This is a genomic window from Eubacterium sp. AF17-7, from assembly GCF_003461285.1.
GTDB lineage: Bacteria > Bacillota > Clostridia > Lachnospirales > Lachnospiraceae > Eubacterium_U > Eubacterium_U album.
This window is the reverse complement of record NZ_QTWU01000013.1, coordinates 1-17,329: the sequence shown is the minus strand read 5'-3', so window position 1 is coordinate 17,329 and position 17,329 is coordinate 1. Positions and strand designations below refer to the sequence as shown.

13 protein-coding genes, 2 tRNA genes and 1 riboswitch are annotated in these 17,329 nt (G+C 33.9%); all 15 genes read left to right on the top strand.

Features of this window, described 5'->3' with window-relative positions:
- Positions 1-140: 140 nt before the first annotated feature.
- The 15 genes from DWW96_RS10605 to DWW96_RS10535 all read left to right on the top strand — a co-directional run bounded on the left by DWW96_RS10605 (position 141) and on the right by DWW96_RS10535 (position 17,195).
- Positions 141-4,052: a glycosyl hydrolase family 18 protein gene (locus DWW96_RS10605; RefSeq protein ID WP_158562688.1), complete on the top strand. Its 3,912-nt coding sequence runs from the start codon at positions 141-143 to the stop codon at positions 4,050-4,052.
- 144 nt (positions 4,053-4,196) lie between these two features.
- On the top strand, positions 4,197-6,767 hold the full coding sequence (gene secA / locus DWW96_RS10600) for a preprotein translocase subunit SecA (protein WP_117910385.1): 2,571 nt from the start codon (positions 4,197-4,199) through the stop codon (positions 6,765-6,767).
- 193 nt (positions 6,768-6,960) lie between these two features.
- Positions 6,961-8,073, top strand: coding sequence for a peptide chain release factor 2 (gene prfB, locus DWW96_RS10595; RefSeq protein ID WP_117910384.1), 1,113 nt, complete (start codon positions 6,961-6,963; stop codon positions 8,071-8,073).
- A 125-nt stretch (positions 8,074-8,198) separates the two neighbouring features.
- Positions 8,199-9,404, top strand: a complete 1,206-nt coding sequence (locus DWW96_RS10590; RefSeq protein ID WP_022089646.1) for a homoserine dehydrogenase — start codon at positions 8,199-8,201, stop codon at positions 9,402-9,404.
- Positions 9,405-9,540: 136 nt separating this feature from the next.
- The gene (locus DWW96_RS10585) at positions 9,541-10,869 is read left to right on the top strand and encodes an aspartate kinase (RefSeq protein ID WP_022089645.1); all 1,329 of its coding nucleotides are present in this window, start codon (positions 9,541-9,543) and stop codon (positions 10,867-10,869) included.
- 59 nt (positions 10,870-10,928) lie between these two features.
- A riboswitch (FMN riboswitch) is annotated at positions 10,929-11,059 on the top strand.
- Between the two features lie 110 nt (positions 11,060-11,169).
- Complete coding sequence (locus DWW96_RS10580) at positions 11,170-11,766, top strand: ECF transporter S component (RefSeq protein WP_117910383.1); 597 nt, start codon at positions 11,170-11,172, stop codon at positions 11,764-11,766.
- 198 nt (positions 11,767-11,964) lie between these two features.
- On the top strand, positions 11,965-12,384 hold the full coding sequence (gene tsaE / locus DWW96_RS10575) for a tRNA (adenosine(37)-N6)-threonylcarbamoyltransferase complex ATPase subunit type 1 TsaE (RefSeq protein ID WP_117910382.1): 420 nt from the start codon (positions 11,965-11,967) through the stop codon (positions 12,382-12,384).
- A 2-nt stretch (positions 12,385-12,386) separates the two neighbouring features.
- Positions 12,387-13,115: a tRNA (adenosine(37)-N6)-threonylcarbamoyltransferase complex dimerization subunit type 1 TsaB gene (tsaB, locus tag DWW96_RS10570; protein WP_117910381.1), complete on the top strand. Its 729-nt coding sequence runs from the start codon at positions 12,387-12,389 to the stop codon at positions 13,113-13,115.
- Positions 13,116-13,166: 51 nt separating this feature from the next.
- Complete coding sequence (gene rimI, locus DWW96_RS10565; protein WP_199522691.1) at positions 13,167-13,586, top strand: ribosomal protein S18-alanine N-acetyltransferase; 420 nt, start codon at positions 13,167-13,169, stop codon at positions 13,584-13,586.
- A gap of 94 nt (positions 13,587-13,680) precedes the next feature.
- A complete protein-coding gene (locus DWW96_RS10560) occupies positions 13,681-13,947 on the top strand; it encodes a hypothetical protein (RefSeq protein ID WP_117910453.1) in 267 nt (88 codons plus the stop codon).
- A gap of 111 nt (positions 13,948-14,058) precedes the next feature.
- A complete protein-coding gene (locus tag DWW96_RS10555) occupies positions 14,059-14,970 on the top strand; it encodes a ribonuclease Z (RefSeq protein ID WP_022089639.1) in 912 nt (303 codons plus the stop codon).
- Between the two features lie 12 nt (positions 14,971-14,982).
- Positions 14,983-16,002: a tRNA (adenosine(37)-N6)-threonylcarbamoyltransferase complex transferase subunit TsaD gene (gene tsaD / locus DWW96_RS10550; RefSeq protein WP_022089638.1), complete on the top strand. Its 1,020-nt coding sequence runs from the start codon at positions 14,983-14,985 to the stop codon at positions 16,000-16,002.
- A 134-nt stretch (positions 16,003-16,136) separates the two neighbouring features.
- The gene (gene ispD / locus DWW96_RS10545) at positions 16,137-16,823 is read left to right on the top strand and encodes a 2-C-methyl-D-erythritol 4-phosphate cytidylyltransferase (protein WP_022089637.1); all 687 of its coding nucleotides are present in this window, start codon (positions 16,137-16,139) and stop codon (positions 16,821-16,823) included.
- 162 nt (positions 16,824-16,985) lie between these two features.
- Positions 16,986-17,071 (top strand) — tRNA-Ser (locus DWW96_RS10540).
- Positions 17,072-17,106: 35 nt separating this feature from the next.
- Positions 17,107-17,195, top strand: a tRNA-Ser gene (locus DWW96_RS10535).
- Positions 17,196-17,329 lie beyond the last annotated feature (134 nt).

Genomic DNA, 17,329 nt, shown 5'->3' with positions numbered 1-17,329 from the left:
TATAGAAAAAAAGTGGGGTAAATTTTATAATATAAACAGTGCAGTAAAACGTAAAACGTTAGGGGTTTTGCTATATGAGGTTTAGATTGCACGCTACGATTGGGCGCACATATGTGCAATATATTGAGGAGGTTTTGATTATGCGAAATGCAAAAAGAATTGGCAAGAAATTGCTTGCTTCTTTTTTGTGTGTAACAATGACAGCAGGATTACTTACGGGTCTATATACATACAAGAACAATAAAGAAGTAAAAGCAGCAACAACGGGTTTTACCAGCAATGATTTCTTAAAATGTGATGGTACATCAATTAAGAATAATTATGGTAAAGGAAACATGGTGTACTTAAGAGGTACAAATACGGGAGGATGGCTTGTACAGGAAAGTTGGATGTGTTCTACAAATGTACGAGACCAGAAAACACTTATGTCAAATCTTGAAAACAGATTTGGAAAAAATACTATGTATGAATTACTTGATTTGTATGAAAACAACTATTGGTCAGAATCAGATTTTGACAATTGTAAGGAAATGGGAATGAGTGCAATAAGGGTTCCGTTTACTTACATGAATCTATACAAATATGACAATTCTAAGTCGGATTGGGTCCTTAGAGATGATGCTTTTAACAAACTTGACTGGTTTGTTGAGGAATGCAGTAAGAGAGGAATTTATGTAATTTTGGACTTACATGGGACATTTGGATCACAAAATGGACAGGATCATTCAGGGGAAGTAATTGACAACGTATCTGACGTAACATTTTTCTCAAATAACTATTATAAAAATAAAACATTAGAATTATGGAAGACAGTAGCAGCTCATTATGCAGGAAATCCGGCAGTGGCAGCTTATGATACCTTAAACGAACCGGGTGAAAAAGCCGGAACTACATCTTCTAAGCATTGGGCATTTTATGATCAGATGTATAAAACAATAAGATCAGTTGACCCTGACCATATTATCATTATGGAATCATGTTGGGGAACTGCAAATCTTCCAAAACCATCAGATTATGGATGGAGCAATGTAATGTATGAATATCATCACTATACATGGAATTATATTAGTGATTTACAGGGACAGAAAGATTCATGTAAAAATCTTATTAACAGCATAAATAATGCTAATTATGGAGTTCCTACATATATAGGTGAATATACATGCTTTGGATTGGAAGATGCATGGACATATGTTATGGATGAATTTAACAAGGCAGGATGGAATTACACATCATGGGCATATAAAACAAATAATTCGGGTTCATGGGGAATTTATCAGGAAAAGACAACGCAGAAGGTAAATCCTACATCGGATTCTTTAGCAGATATTAAGGCTAAATGGAGCAAGGATTCAATTGGCACAGGTTCAAAGAGTAGTAATGGAATTGTGTATAATACAATGAAAAAAGCTATGCCGGGAACAATTGTTTTTGCTGATAAGGCATTAACAGATGCGGATTATTTCTCAATTAAGGCAACTATAAATAACAAATATGTTTGTGCGGATAATTATGGACAGTCTAATTTAGTAGCTAACAGAGATTCTGCCGGTGCATGGGAACAATTTAGAGTTATTTATAATTCAGATGGAACAGTATCTTTCCAGTCTAGAGCAAATAATAAATATTTATGTGCTGTTTTTGATGATACAGATAAAGAAAACCCGGTAATTCCAAGAAGTAATGCAATTGGAACATGGGAAAAATTTTATGTTGAAAAACAGAGTGATGGAACATATGCGATTAAAACATATTTAAATAATTATTATGTTCAGACAGATATAAATGATACAACATCAGGAATATTACATGCCTGTGGAACTTCAGTTGGAACATGGGAAAAGTTTGCACTGGAAGCAACTAATGCATCTGCAATTCCTGGAAATAGCCAACCTGTAGAAACAACTACACAGCCAACAGTTGAAACAACAACTACACAGCCTGTAACAGAAACAATAACTGAAGCTGTGACAAAACCACAGACTGAAGGAAAATTAATTTCAAAGAACAAAACAGTAACAGTTTCAGGAAACGAAAATGATACATTTACAGGAAAAAATATAGTTGATGGTGATGATGGAACAAGATGGTCATCAGACTTTGCAGATAATGCGTGGGCATGTATTGATTTGGGTAAGACATATGAAATTAATAATATGGTGCTTAAATGGGAAGCAGCTTATGCAACAGAATACAGAATAGAAATTTCAAATGATGGCGCTTCCTGGACAACTGCAAAGACATTAAATAATCAGACAGGAGGAACTACAACAGTATCTCTTAATGGAGTAAAGGCCAGATATGTAAAGATGCAGGGTGTTAAGAGAGCGCTCCCTTATGGATATTCTATATGGGAAGTTGAAGTTTATGGAAATGAAACTCAGGATGATTCAGAGCCTGAAGTAAATGTAGATGTACCTGACACACAGGGCAAATATGGAAACAATTTTAAAGCAGTAGCGTACTATCCAAACTGGTATGGAGATATTACATCAAGCATTCAGTGGGATAAATTAACTACAGTAATATATTCATTTGCGTTGCCAAATGCATCAGGTGTACTTGATTCTGTAGACGGTTCTGCAAATGTAATTAACAGTTTGATTGAGGCAGCTCATAATAGTGGAACAAAAGTAGAAATGGCAGTTGGAGGCTGGTCATATTCAGATGGAAGTTTGTGCCAGTATGCATTTGAAAAAGCAACAAATACTGACGCAAAATGCAGAAGCCTTGCAAATAGTATTTTATCAGTAGTTGATAAGTATGGATTCGATGGTGTTGATATTGACTGGGAATATCCAACAGCAAGTTCAGCAAATCAATTTACGTCATTCATGAGATATTTGAGAGAAGGATTAACAAAGAGAGGATTGACATTATCGTCAGCAGTTGCTGCTACCAGTGGAACATATCAGACTGATGAAGTTCTTAACATGGTTGACTGGATTAATGTTATGGCATATGACGGAGATAGTGGGGCAGGACATTCACCATATAGCTTACTTACAAATTCATTTAACTATTGGAACTCAACAAGAAAAGTAGACGCGTCTAAAATTGTACTAGGTGTACCTTTCTATGAAAGACCTAACTGGGCGTCATATGCAGATGTAGTTGCTAATAATTCAGCAAATGCATATAAAGACTCAGCAGTTATTAACGGAACAACAGTTTACTATAATGGTTTAGATACAATGGCTAAGAAAGCTACATTTGCAGCACAGAATGCTGGTGGTATCATGATTTGGGAAATTAGCCAGGATAGTAAAAATGCTACATATAGTTTGTTGAACCAAATTTACAAATCAGCTACGGCTATTGTTGGTACAGGTGGAAAAGCTACAGTAACGCAGGTTCCGGGAACTGTAAAAGTAGATTCATTTGGTGGAAAGACAAGTTCAATTACAATGAATACATCTGATAATACAACATATGCAGGAAATTTAACAAATGAATCATATTTAGACTATTATATTAAAGTCCCTTCAAAGGGTAATTATACAGTTGATTTGAAATTAGCTGCTGGAGATAGTAAATATAATGCAGATAACATAATTGTGAAGTTAAATGATAATAATGCGGCAACAATGGCAATTACAGCAAGCAATTCATGGACAAACTTTATTAGTCATAAAGTTACAATTAATTTTGCAGCAAAAGGAACATATAAATTAACTTTAGTTGTAAATGGAGGAGCATGTAACATAGCTGATTTTACAGTTGAAAAAGAAACACAGACTATTCCGGAAGAAACAACAACTACAACAAAGGAACAGGAAACAACTACAAAAGCACCTGAAACAACAAAGGCACCTGAAACAACTACAACAAAGGCATCAGAGACAACAACTACAACAAAAGCGCCTGAGGTTACAACAAAGACACCTGAAACAACAGAAAATGTAAGCCAGTATCCAACATGGGATAGTAATACTGTATATACAAATGGAAACAGAGTTTACTATAACGGCAAAGTATATCAGGCTAAATGGTGGACAGTTGGTGAGAATCCTGAAACTTGTGGACAGTGGGGAGTATGGAAACAAGTGTGATGTTAACAAATATTTTACAAAATAGTAACAGTATGCAGGGGATAATATGTTGAATAAAAAACTCTTAAGTGATACAATATGCTAGTGTGATTATAAGGTTATTGAAACGTTATTATCATAGAAATACATAATTGGGAGTATATAATGAGCGCATTTAGTAAAGTATTTGGCACTTATAGTGACAGAGAGATTAAAAGAAATCAGCATACGCTAGATAAGATTGAAAGCTACAGACCGGCTATGATGGAATTGTCGGATGAACAGCTTAAAGATAAAACGACAGAATTCAAGGATAGATTATCAAAAGGAGAGACTTTGGATGATTTACTTCCGGAAGCATTTGCGGTAGTAAGGGAAGCTGCGAGAAGAGTTCTTAATACAGAACACTATAGAGTTCAGCTTTTAGGTGGCATTATTCTTCATCAGGGTAGAATTGCAGAAATGAAAACAGGTGAAGGTAAGACACAGACATGTTTACTTCCGGCATATTTGAATGCTTTGGAAGGAAAAGGAGTTCATATTGTTACAGTAAATGAATATCTTGCAAACCGTGATGCTGAATGGATGGGACAGGTTCACAGATTCTTAGGTTTAACTGTTGCATGTGTTACTGCTGATATGGATCATGATGCTAAGAAGGCAGCATATGATTGTGATATTACATATATAACAAATAATGAATTAGGATTTGATTACTTAAGAGATAACATGGTCGTTTACAAGGAACAGCTTGTACAGAGAGGATTACATTATTGTATCATCGATGAAGTTGACTCTGTTTTAATTGATGAAGCAAGAACACCTTTGATTATTTCAGGTCAGAGCGGTAAGTCTACTAAGTTGTACGAAGCTTGTGATATTCTTGCCAGACAGATGGAAAGAGGTACAGCAAGCCCTGAATTAAGTAAGATGGACGCTATTATGGGTGTTGACATTGAAGAAGATGGCGACTTCCTTGTAAACGAAAAGGACAAGATTGTAACATTAACTGCTCAGGGTATTGAGAAGGTTGAAAAATTCTTCCATATTGACAATTATGCTGATGCAGAGAATCTTGAATTGCAGCACAATATGATTTTAGCATTAAGAGCGCATAATCTTATGTTTAAAGATCAGGATTATGTTGTAAAAGATGATGAAATTCTCATTGTAGATGAATTTACAGGACGTATTATGCCGGGCCGTCGTTATTCAGACGGATTGCATCAGGCGATTGAAGCTAAGGAGCATGTAAAAGTTAAGAGAGAAAGTAAGACACTTGCAACTATTACATTCCAGAATTTCTTCAACAAATATGATAAGAAAGCCGGTATGACAGGTACAGCCCTTACAGAAGAAAAAGAATTTAGAGATATTTACAGCATGGATGTTGTAGCAATACCTACAAACAGACCTGTAGCAAGAATTGATCATGATGATGCTGTATTTAAAACAAAGAAAGAAAAATTACATGCAGTTATAGAAGAAATAAAGAAATCCTATGCTAAGGGACAGCCTGTATTGGTTGGTACAATTAACATAGATGCATCTGAAGAAATAAGTGCATTATTAAAGAAGGAGGGAATTCCTCATAAAGTTTTAAATGCTAAGTATCATGAATTAGAAGCTGAAATCGTAGCAGAAGCAGGACGTCACGGTGCGGTTACCATTGCTACAAATATGGCAGGTAGAGGTACAGATATTAAACTTGATGATGAAGCAAGAGCAGCAGGTGGATTAAAGGTACTTGGAACAGAAAGACATGAATCAAGACGTATTGATAACCAGTTAAGAGGTCGTTCAGGACGTCAGGGAGATCCGGGTGAATCTAAATTCTACATCTCATTGGAAGATGATATAATGAGATTGTTCGGTTCAGAAAGACTTATGTCTGTGTTTAATGCATTAGGAGTTCCTGAGAATGAAGAAATTCAGCATAAGTCATTAAGCAAAACAATCGAAAGAGCTCAGAAGAAGATTGAAGGAAATAACTTTGGTATTAGAAAGAACTTATTAGAATTTGATAAAGTAAATAATGAACAGCGAGAAATTATTTACTCAGAAAGAGAAAAAGTTCTTAACGGCGATAATATGAGAGATGCCATTGTTAAGATGATTACAGATGTAGTTGAAAATGAAGTTGATACTTACATTGGAGATAATCAGCCATCATCTGAATGGGATCTTGCTGGATTGAATCAGAGTATTCTTGAAATTATGCCAATAAAGCTTTTATTGACAAAGGATGAAATCCTTAATTTATCAAAGGCTGAATTTAAGCAGACACTTAAGGCGGCAGCAGTTAAATTATATGAAGATAAAGAAGCAGAATTCCCTGAACCCGAACAGATAAGAGAAATTGAAAGAATTGTTCTTCTAAAGGTTATTGATAGAAAATGGATGGATCATATCGATGATATGGATCAGTTAAAACAGGGAATAGGCCTTATGGCTTATGGACAGAAAGATCCTGTTGTAGAATATAAGATGCAGGGTTACGAAATGTTTGAAAATATGATTCTTAATATCAGATTTGAAACAATAAAAATGTTAATGCATCTTCAGGTAGAACAAAAAGTTGAGCGAGAAGAAGTTGCTCAGGTTACCGGAACAAATAAGGATGATGAAGGAGTTAAAAAGCCAAAGCACAGAGATGTTGCTAAGGTATATCCAAATGATCCTTGTCCATGTGGATCTGGTAAGAAATATAAACATTGCTGTGGAAGAACACATTAAGAGGAAGAGGACAGGACAATACCTGTCCTTTCCTAGTGTTAACAGAAAGTAAAGCAATAAATTGAAACAGTAAATTATATCTGTTAAAAATATAGGAGAAAAAAATGAACGAAGTTCATTTTTTCCTATAAATGTTTCCAACGAATAGCCACTGACCGAAGGGAGGGGGCAATACATATTATAGGAGAGAGTGATGATAGAATTAGATGAAATAAAATATCGATTGACTCCATATGAAAAAGAATTAGACGAAATAAAAGATGCTTTGGATTTGCAAAATAAAGAAGAAAGAATCATTGAGCTAGAAAGAACAATGGAAGCTCCGGACTTTTGGGATGATATGGACAAAGCACAAAAATATATGAAAGAGCTCAAAAATTTAAAGGATTCAATAGAAACATATAATAATTTAAAGAGTTTGTATGATGACATTTTAGTCTTAATAGAAATGGGAGAAGAGAGTGAAGATGCAGAAATTGCTGAAGAGGCGAAAAGTTCAATGGATGAATTTGCTTCTAAAGTGGATGAAGTAAAGATAAAAACTCTTTTGTCAGGTGAATATGATAAATATAATGCAATATTAAAGTTAAATGCAGGGGCAGGTGGAACAGAATCCTGTGATTGGACAAGTATGTTGTATAGAATGTATACGCGTTGGGCTGAAAGTAAAGGATTTACAACTCAGGTTTTAGATTTTCTAGAGGGTGAAGAAGCGGGAATAAAATCCATAACTGTGCAGATTAATGGAGAAAATGCATATGGGTATTTAAAATCAGAGAGAGGTGTTCATAGACTTGTAAGAATATCTCCTTTTAATGCAGCAGGAAAAAGACAGACTTCATTTGCTTCATGTGATGTAATGCCTGATATAGAAGAAGACTTAGATGTTGAAATTAATGATGATGATATCAGAATAGATACATATCGTTCAAGTGGAGCAGGTGGACAGCACATTAACAAAACCTCATCGGCAATAAGAATTACTCATTTACCAACAGGCATAGTAGTTCAATGTCAGAATGAACGTTCACAGTTGCAAAATAAAGATAAAGCAATGAAAATGCTCAAAGCTAAATTGTATCTTTTAAAACAGCAGGAAGAACAGGAAAAGAAATCAGGAATCAGAGGAGAAATAAAAGAAATAGGCTGGGGAAGTCAGATAAGATCATATGTAATGCAACCGTATACTATGGTAAAAGACCATAGGACAAATGAAGAAACAGGGAATGTAAGTAGTGTTTTAGATGGCAATATAGACCAGTTTATAAATGCATATTTAAAGCAAAATAGTATACAGGGAAAATAAATTAGTATGCAAAGTAACGAAAAATAAGTTGCAGTATAAAATTAACTATGTTAAAATTTTGAAAGTGTATACATAAATTTGTTATGCAAATAAGCAATGATAATGAAACAAGCGAGGAAGAGATAATGATTAATGTAGCAATTTTAGGATACGGAACAGTAGGCTCCGGAGTGTTTGAAATTTTAGATACAAACAAAAAATTGATTGGGGAAAAAGCAGGACAGGAGATAAACGTAAAATATGTTTTAGACCTTAGAGATTTCCCTGGTGACCCATGTGAATCAGTATTGGTTCATGATTTTAATACTATTTTGGAAGATGATGAAGTTGAAATTGTTATTGAAGTTATGGGCGGATTAAAACCAGCTTACGATTTTGTGAAAAAATCACTTTTAGCAGGCAAGAGTGTTTGTACATCAAATAAAGAATTAGTAGCTAAATATGGCGCAGAGTTAATTCAGATTGCAAAAGACCACAACAGAAACTTCTTGTTTGAAGCAAGTGTTGGAGGTGGAATACCTATTATAAGACCATTAAATCAGCATATTACAGCAGATGAAATTTGTGAGATTGCAGGTATCTTAAATGGAACTACAAATTATATCCTTACAAAAATGGATAAAGAAGGTGCAGATTTCCAGACAGTATTAGCACAGGCACAGGAATTAGGATATGCAGAACGTAATCCGTCAGCAGATATAGAAGGATTTGACGCAGTTAGAAAGATAGCAATATTAGCATCACTTGCTTATGGCAAATCAGTTGATTTTGAAGATGTATATACAGAAGGAATAACAAATATTACAGATATAGATTTTAAATATGCGGCAGCTATGGGAAAATCTATAAAGTTATTAGGAAAATGTAAAAAAGAGGCAAACGGAATAGTTGCATCTGTAACACCAAGATTATTATCACCAAGTCATCCATTGTTTAACGTTGAAGGCGTTGTAAATGGAATCTTAGTAAGAGGAAACATGGTTGGTGATTTAGTATTTATCGGTAGTGGCGCAGGAAAACTTCCAACAGCAAGTGCAGTTGTATCAGACGTTGTAGATGCTGTAAGACATTTGAATATTCCTGTGACAGTTATATGGGATAAAGAAAAGTTAGAATTATTAGAATTTGGCAAATCAAGAAAGTCTTTCTTTGTTCGTGTTGAAGGTGATGAAAAAGATAAGATTGAAGAAGCGTTTGAAAATGTAACATACATAGATGCAGGAATTGAAAATGAAATTGGTTTTGTTACAAGACCGATGTCAGAAGATGAATTTAAGGCTGCATCAGAAAAATTAGAGAATATTATTACAAGAATAAGAATTGAAGAATAATATTAAGGGATATTAAATTAAGTTAAATTTGCATTAACAGATTAATGTTTATGTAAATAATAATTGATAGCAATTTATAATAAAAAAACATATATAATATAAAGGCCGTAATTCGGTGTGAGAGGATTGAAAGAAAATGGAAGAAACAAAGGTTGTTAAATTTGGTGGAAGTTCACTTGCTGATGCAAAACAGTTTAAAAAGGTTGCAGACATAATATTGTCTGATCCGGAAAGAAGATTTGTAGTTGCATCTGCACCTGGAAAAAGATTTATTGAAGATGTTAAAGTTACAGATATGTTATATAAGTGCTATGAATTAGCATCTGAAAGCGAAAATTTTGACGAATATTTTCAGATGATTAAAGACAGATATAACAATATTATTGCAGACTTAGGATTAAAAGATTTTAGCCTTGATGAAGATTTTGAGATAATTAAAGGCGCATTTGCTCATATGGCAGGCCGTGATTACGCTGCAAGCCGTGGAGAATATCTCAACAGTAAAGTATTAGCAAAATATTTAGGATTTGATTTTATCGATGCAGGAAAATATATCTTCTTTGATGATCAGGGTAATTTTGACTGGACTAAGACAGAAGCAAAATTGGCACCAAAGCTTGCTAAGACAAACAAGGCAGTAATACCTGGATTTTATGGATCTATGCCAAATGGAACAATAAAGACATTTTCAAGAGGTGGTTCTGATGTAACAGGATCAATAGTTGCTAGAGCAACTAAAGCTAAATTATACGAAAACTGGACAGATGTTAGCGGATGTCTTATTTGTGATCCTAGAATAGTTAATAATCCGGAACCTATCAAGACTATCACATATAGAGAATTACGTGAATTAGCATATATGGGAGCAACAGTATTGCATGAAGATGCTATATTCCCTGTTAGAGCAGCAGGTATTCCTGTAAACATCAAAAATACAAATCAGCCGGAAGATAGAGGAACAATGATTGTTTCTGAGTCAGCTGAACATTGCGATCATATTATTACGGGTATTGCAGGTAAGAAAGGCATGTCTGTAATTAATATAGAAAAAGATAAGATGAATAGCGAAATCGGATTTGGTAAAAATGTATTACGTGCATTAGAAAAGAGTAATGTAAGTTTTGAACATATGCCATCAGGTGTAGATACAATGAGCGTTGTAATTGCAACTGAAGCATTAGCAGGCAAGGAAACAGCTATTATTGACGAGATTAAGAGCAGAGTACATCCTGATCAGATTTATATCGAAAGCAATCTTGCACTTATAGCAGTAGTTGGTAGAGGAATGAAGAGTGCAAGAGGAACTGCAGCAATTTTATTCTCAGCATTAGCTGATGCAAGAGTAAATATTAAGATGATTGACCAGGGTTCTTCAGAACTTAACATTATCGTTGGTGTTGAAGAAGAAGATTTTGAAGTAGCAATAAAGGCAATCTACAAGAGATTCATTGGCATTAACCAGTAAATAGAGTATATGATGCGGAATAAAACCGTGTTAATAATATTTTTAACCGTATATTAAATATAATTCTTCAGGGCAGGGTGAAATTCCCTACCGGCTGTATTTATGCAATGCATATAAGCCAGCGAGCCGAAAGGCATGATATGGTGTGATTCCATAGCCGACAGTAAAGTCTGGATGAGAGAAGTAATAAGATTAATAATTATGATATTAATAATCTCATGAAAAGCACCTGAACCAGGTGCTTTTTTTCTTTGCTCTGTATAAATAATATATTAATTTTCAGAAAGGAAGTAAAATTAAATGAAAAAATTATTTACAACAAAAAATTTAGCGTTGATGGCTATTTTCGCGGCTATTGCTGCAATACTCATGGTCCTTATAGAAATTCCGGTAGTGTTTATAGCGCCGTCTTTTTATAAGCTTGATTTTAGTGAGATACCTATTTTGATAGGAACATTTATTATGGGACCTGTATCAGGAATAATTATGGAAGCTATAAAGATTGTGCTTAAAATATTACTTAAAGGGACAACAACAGGTTATGTTGGAGAATTGGCAAATTTTTGCATAGGATGTTGCCTTGTTGTTCCGGCGGGAATAATATATAAATTTAAGAAATCTAAAAAGGGAGCATTCATAGGGATAGTAGTTGGTATTGTGTTAATGGCAGTTGCAGGCGCAATTCTTAATTATTATGTAATGCTACCGTTTTATGAAAAGTTTATGCCGTTAGAAGCAATTATAGAAGAAGGAGCAAAAGTAAATCCGATAATTAAAGATAAATGGAGCTTTGTTTGGGTTGCAGTAGCACCATTTAATGTATTTAAAGGAATAATAGTTGGAATTGTAACAGGAATATTATATAAGAAAATAAGCACATTTATAAAAAAACTCTAGAAATAAATAAATTGAAATGTAAAAAGATATTGTTTATAATTATGTGGTGATTATAAACAATATCTTTTTGTTTTGACAAATATTTGCTGTTTGTTATGCAAATGTTTTTGTTGTGTAGGAAAAGCTCATATGGGCTTAGACCTTTTGACTCTGGCATTACAATATGTTTTGCCATAAAAGAAAAGAGGAATAAAATTTATGATATATGAAACAAATTCGCCTGATGAAACTTTTGAGATTGGGAGAAAGTTAGGACAATCTGCGAAAGCAGGACAAATAATTTGCCTAAATGGTGATTTAGGTGTTGGAAAGACTGTTTTTACACAGGGATTTGCAAGCGGACTTGGCATAAAAGAATGCGTAAATAGTCCAACTTTTACAATTGTACAAATATATGAAGAAGGCAGGATTCCGTTGTATCATTTTGATGTATATAGAATTGGTGACCCTGAGGAAATGTATGAATTAGGATATGAGGATTATTTCTTTGGAGAAGGAGTATGTCTGATAGAATGGTCGAAACTCATAAGTGAACTGATTCCTGACAATGCATCAACAGTTTTGATAGAAAAGAATTTAGAAAAAGGATTAGATTATAGAAAGATAACGGTGGAATAAAGATGAGAATATTAGCAATAGACAGTTCTTCCTTAGTGGCATCAGTTGCAGTAGTAACAGATGATATATTAACGGCAGAATATACAATAAATTTTAAAAAGACACATTCACAGACATTGTTGCCAATGATAGATGAAATTAGCAAAATGATAGAATTGGACATGGAAACTATAGACGCTATAGCAATAACAGGAGGACCGGGTTCGTTTACCGGACTACGTATAGGAAGCGCTACAGCAAAAGGATTTGGATTAGCACTTAATAAGCCGATAATAAATGTACCGACAATTGATGCTATGGCATATAATTTTTATTCCAGCAATTATATTATTTGTCCGATTATGGATGCAAGACGTCAACAGGTATACACTGGAATATATTACTTTGAACAGACACATATGAAAATATTAAAAGAACAGTGCGCAATTTCTGTAGAGGATTTGATTGATGAGCTAGATAAGATAGGAAAAACAGTAATGTTCTTGGGAGATGGAGTGCCTGCATATAGAGAAATTATAGATGAAAAAATGAAAACTGAGCATTTATATGCCCCATGCCATATGAGCAGACAAAGAGCATCGTCACTTGCAGCTTTGGCACAAATATATTATAAAAATGGAAAAATTGAGGAGGCTAGTGAACATAGACCTGATTATTTGAGACTTTCACAGGCTGAAAGGGAAATGCTTGAAAAGCAAAAGAAGGAAGAAAAAATAAAACAGTTTTCATAATTTGGTTTTATAGAGATAAAGGATAAGGGTAATATGGTAAAAATAGAAAAGATGAGCGAAAAGCATATAGCCCAGGTAGCGGAGATTGAAGAGAGCATATTTTCTGTTCCGTGGTCACAAAAAGCATTTAAAGATTCGCTAGAATTAGATAATACTGCATTTTATGTCGCTATAGAGGAAGAAGGGGTTATAGGATATTGTGGCGTTTATAAGGTTATGAATTCCGCTGATATTACGAATGTAGCTGTAAAAAAAGATAAGAGAAAAAAAGGTGTGGCTAAGCAGTTGCTAAAAGAGGCTATTAAAGATGCTAAAAGTGAACAAATTAAGGAAATAATGCTTGAAGTTAGAGAAAGTAATGAAGCCGCAATATTTTTATATAAAAAAATTGGATTTCAAAGTATTACAAAACGAAAAAAATACTATAAACATCCGGTAGAAGATGCAATTATAATGCTATTAAAGATATAAATATACTTCTAGATAGTGGAATGCCAAAGGTTTCCACTATTTTTTTGTCGAAAAAAATAATATGATGATTGCATCAAAAGAAAGGATTAAAAATATGAAAAAGATGAATAGCAAAGGTAAATATGAAATTTTTTGTCATAAATGTGGAAAGAAAATGCAGATGACAAATGGAATAGTTACGGAAGGAATAATTAGATTACAGGGGAAATGGGGTTATTTTTCTAATAAGGATTTACAGATGCATACAATGGATTTATGTGAAGAATGTTATGATTCGATAACTACGTTATTTAAATATCCGGTTGACGTTACAGAATATATTTCAGTAGAGGATGATTACTATACGTTAGAACAGGTATAAAAAATTACATCCTTTTCATAAAAAAGTCTTTGTGCTATTATACAACATAGAGTTAACAAGAGTATTAAAAGAATTATTAAAAAAATTCTTTTATAGAAAGTGGAGAAATTTATGCTGGATGTATGTTTGTTAGGCACAGGAGGAATGATGCCGCTTCCAAGAAGATGGCTTACAGCTTTAATGTGCAGATATAATGGAAGTAATATATTGATAGACTGTGGAGAAGGCACACAGGTAGCTATTAAGCAAAAAGGCTGGTCGTTTAAACCTATAGATGTTATTTGCATAACACATTTTCACGCAGATCATATAAGTGGATTGCCGGGATTGTTGCTGACTATGGGAAATGCAGAAAGAACAGAACCGTTAACTATGATAGGACCAAGAGGTCTTGAAAAAGTTGTTAAGGCTTTGAGAATGATAGCTCAAGAATTGCCATTTGAAATTAATTTTATTGAATTAAGCGGCGACAGACAAATAATTGATATTGGAGAATACAAAATCAACGCGTTTAAGGTAAAGCATAATGTAACATGTTTTGGATATTCAATTGAAATAGACAGAAAAGGAAGATTTAATCCAGAAAAAGCAAAAGAACTTAATTTACCCGTTAAATGTTGGGGATTGCTCCAAAAAGGAAAAACAATAATTTATGAAGATAAAAAATATACTCCGGATATGGTTATGGGTGAAAGAAGAAAGGGTCTTAAGGTTACTTATACAACTGATACAAGACCTGTTCAAGCGATTGTTGAAGCAGCAACAGGAGCCGATTTGTTTATTTGCGAAGGCATGTATGGAGAACCTGATAAAGAAGCAAAAGCTAGAGAATATAAGCATATGACTTTTAAGGAAGCAGCTACTATTGCAAAAGAAGCAAATCCGAATGAAATGTGGCTTACTCACTATAGTCCGTCACTTGTAAAACCACAGCTTTACATGGATACAGTCACAAAAATATTCCCGAATGCTAAAGCAGGCAAGGATGGAATGTCAGTCGATTTGAAATTTGAAGAAGAATAACGAGGTATAAAAGTGAAAGAAGTAAAGATATTAGCTATAGAAAGTTCTTGTGATGAAACAGCGGCAGCAGTTGTTGTGAATGGAAGAGAAGCATTGTCAAATGTAATTTCATCTCAAATAGATCTTCATACACTATATGGTGGAGTTGTGCCTGAAATTGCCTCCAGAAAACATATTGAGAATATTAATTATGTTATTGAGGAGGCCTTAGAAAAGGCAGGAAGCACATTAGATGATATTGATGCTATAGGTGTAACATATGGCCCCGGATTAGTTGGAGCACTGTTAGTTGGAGTGGCTGAAGCAAAAGCTATTAGTTTTGCAAAAAATATCCCTCTTGTTGGAGTACATCATATAGAAGGACATATTTGTGCAAATTACGTAGAAAATAAAGAGTTAGAACCACCATTTATTTGTCTGGTTGTTTCAGGAGGACATACACACCTTGTAAAAGTAGAAGATTATGGTAAATATACAATTTTAGGGAAAACCAGAGACGATGCAGCAGGAGAAGCTTTTGATAAAGTGGCAAGAGCAATCGGTTTAGGATATCCGGGTGGACCTAAAATTGATAAAATATCAAAAGAGGGAAATCCTCATGCCTATGAGTTCCCTAGGGCAAAAATAACAGATAACGCCTATGATTTTAGCTTTAGTGGCTTAAAATCATCAGTATTAAATCAGATTAATATGGCGGAAATGAAGAAAGAGAAAATAGTACCGGCAGACATAGCAGCATCGTTTCAAAATGCAGTAGTAGATACATTGTTGACACATGCAATGATGGCTGTTAAAGAAAGTGGCATGAATAAATTGGCTATCGCAGGTGGAGTGGCATCAAATACAGCTATTAGAGCAGCTTTTGAGCAAAAATGTAAAGAAGAAAATATAGAATTTTATCATCCGTCACCAATTTTGTGCACTGATAATGCGGTTATGATTGGATCAGCTGCATACTACGAATACATAAATGGAAAAAGAGATGGATGGGATTTAAATGCAATACCTAACTTGAAATTAGGTGAAAGATAGTTTGATTTTAAAAAAATAAAATTAATTGTGTAACAAGACTATATATAACAGTAATAGTTATAATCATATTTGTATTTAGTGTGCACAGTTAATTATAGTAGAAAAATTAAAACCATTGATATTAGGAGAAAAATATGAAAGTAAACGCTATTGTTCTTGCTGCAGGTAGTGGAAGTAGAATGAAAAGCAAAACAAAAAAACAGTTTATGACAATAAAAGGCAAACCAGTGATATGGTTTGCTTTAAATGCTTTTCAGAAGAGCATGGTAGATGAAATAATATTGGTAACATCTAAAGAGGATGTAGATTATTGCAAAAATATAATAAAAAAATACAATTTAACAAAAGTATCAAGTATAATTGAAGGGGGAAAAGAAAGGTACAATTCTGTATATAATGGATTAAAAGAAACAAAATGCGATTATGTTCTGATTCATGATGGCGCAAGACCTTTAATAAATCAGCAAATAATTGATAATTGTATTAATGGAGCGATAAAATACAAAGCATGCGTAGCGGGAGTACCGGTAAAAGATACTATCAAAATAGTTGATGAAAAAGGAATTGTAATAGATACTCCACCTAGGAATCAAATTTGGATAACACAAACACCACAGGCGTTCGAAGATAAATTAATAAGAGAGGCTTATGAGAATATAGAAAGAAGTGACAATGCATTAATTACAGACGATGCAATGGTAGTAGAAAAATATGGGAATGCTAAAGTTCATTTTGTAGAAGGTGCATATGATAATATAAAAATAACAACACCAGAAGATATAATACTATGCGAGTGCCTAATGCAAAATAAGCATGTCTAAATGATTAGAAATTGTTAAAAATAAATAAGATGAAGTGGAAATAAATTTTTCACTTCACGAAAAATAAAAAAATAAAAAAAGTTGAAAAATATTGTTGACATATGTAAACAACAATGATATTATAATTGAGCGCGTTACGGAAACGGAACGAAGCAAACAACTGGAGAGGTGTCCGAGTGGTTTAAGGAGCCGGTCTTGAAAACCGGTGATTCCGAAAGGGACCGTGGGTTCGAATCCCACCTTCTCCGTTTTTAAATAATGAATCACCTGTAAGCTGTTGCTTGGAGAAGTACCCAAGTGGCTGAAGGGGCTCCCCTGGAAAGGGAGTAGGTCGTTAATAGCGGCGCGAGGGTTCAAATCCCTCCTTCTCCGTTTGAAACTTCTCAGATAAAAAAAGACATTGACAAACAAAAGAAAGTGTGATTGATTATTTAAGTCGACAAAACAAGTTGACAACAAGCAAAACAAGAACATTGATAATTGAACAGCAACCATCCCTGAAAATG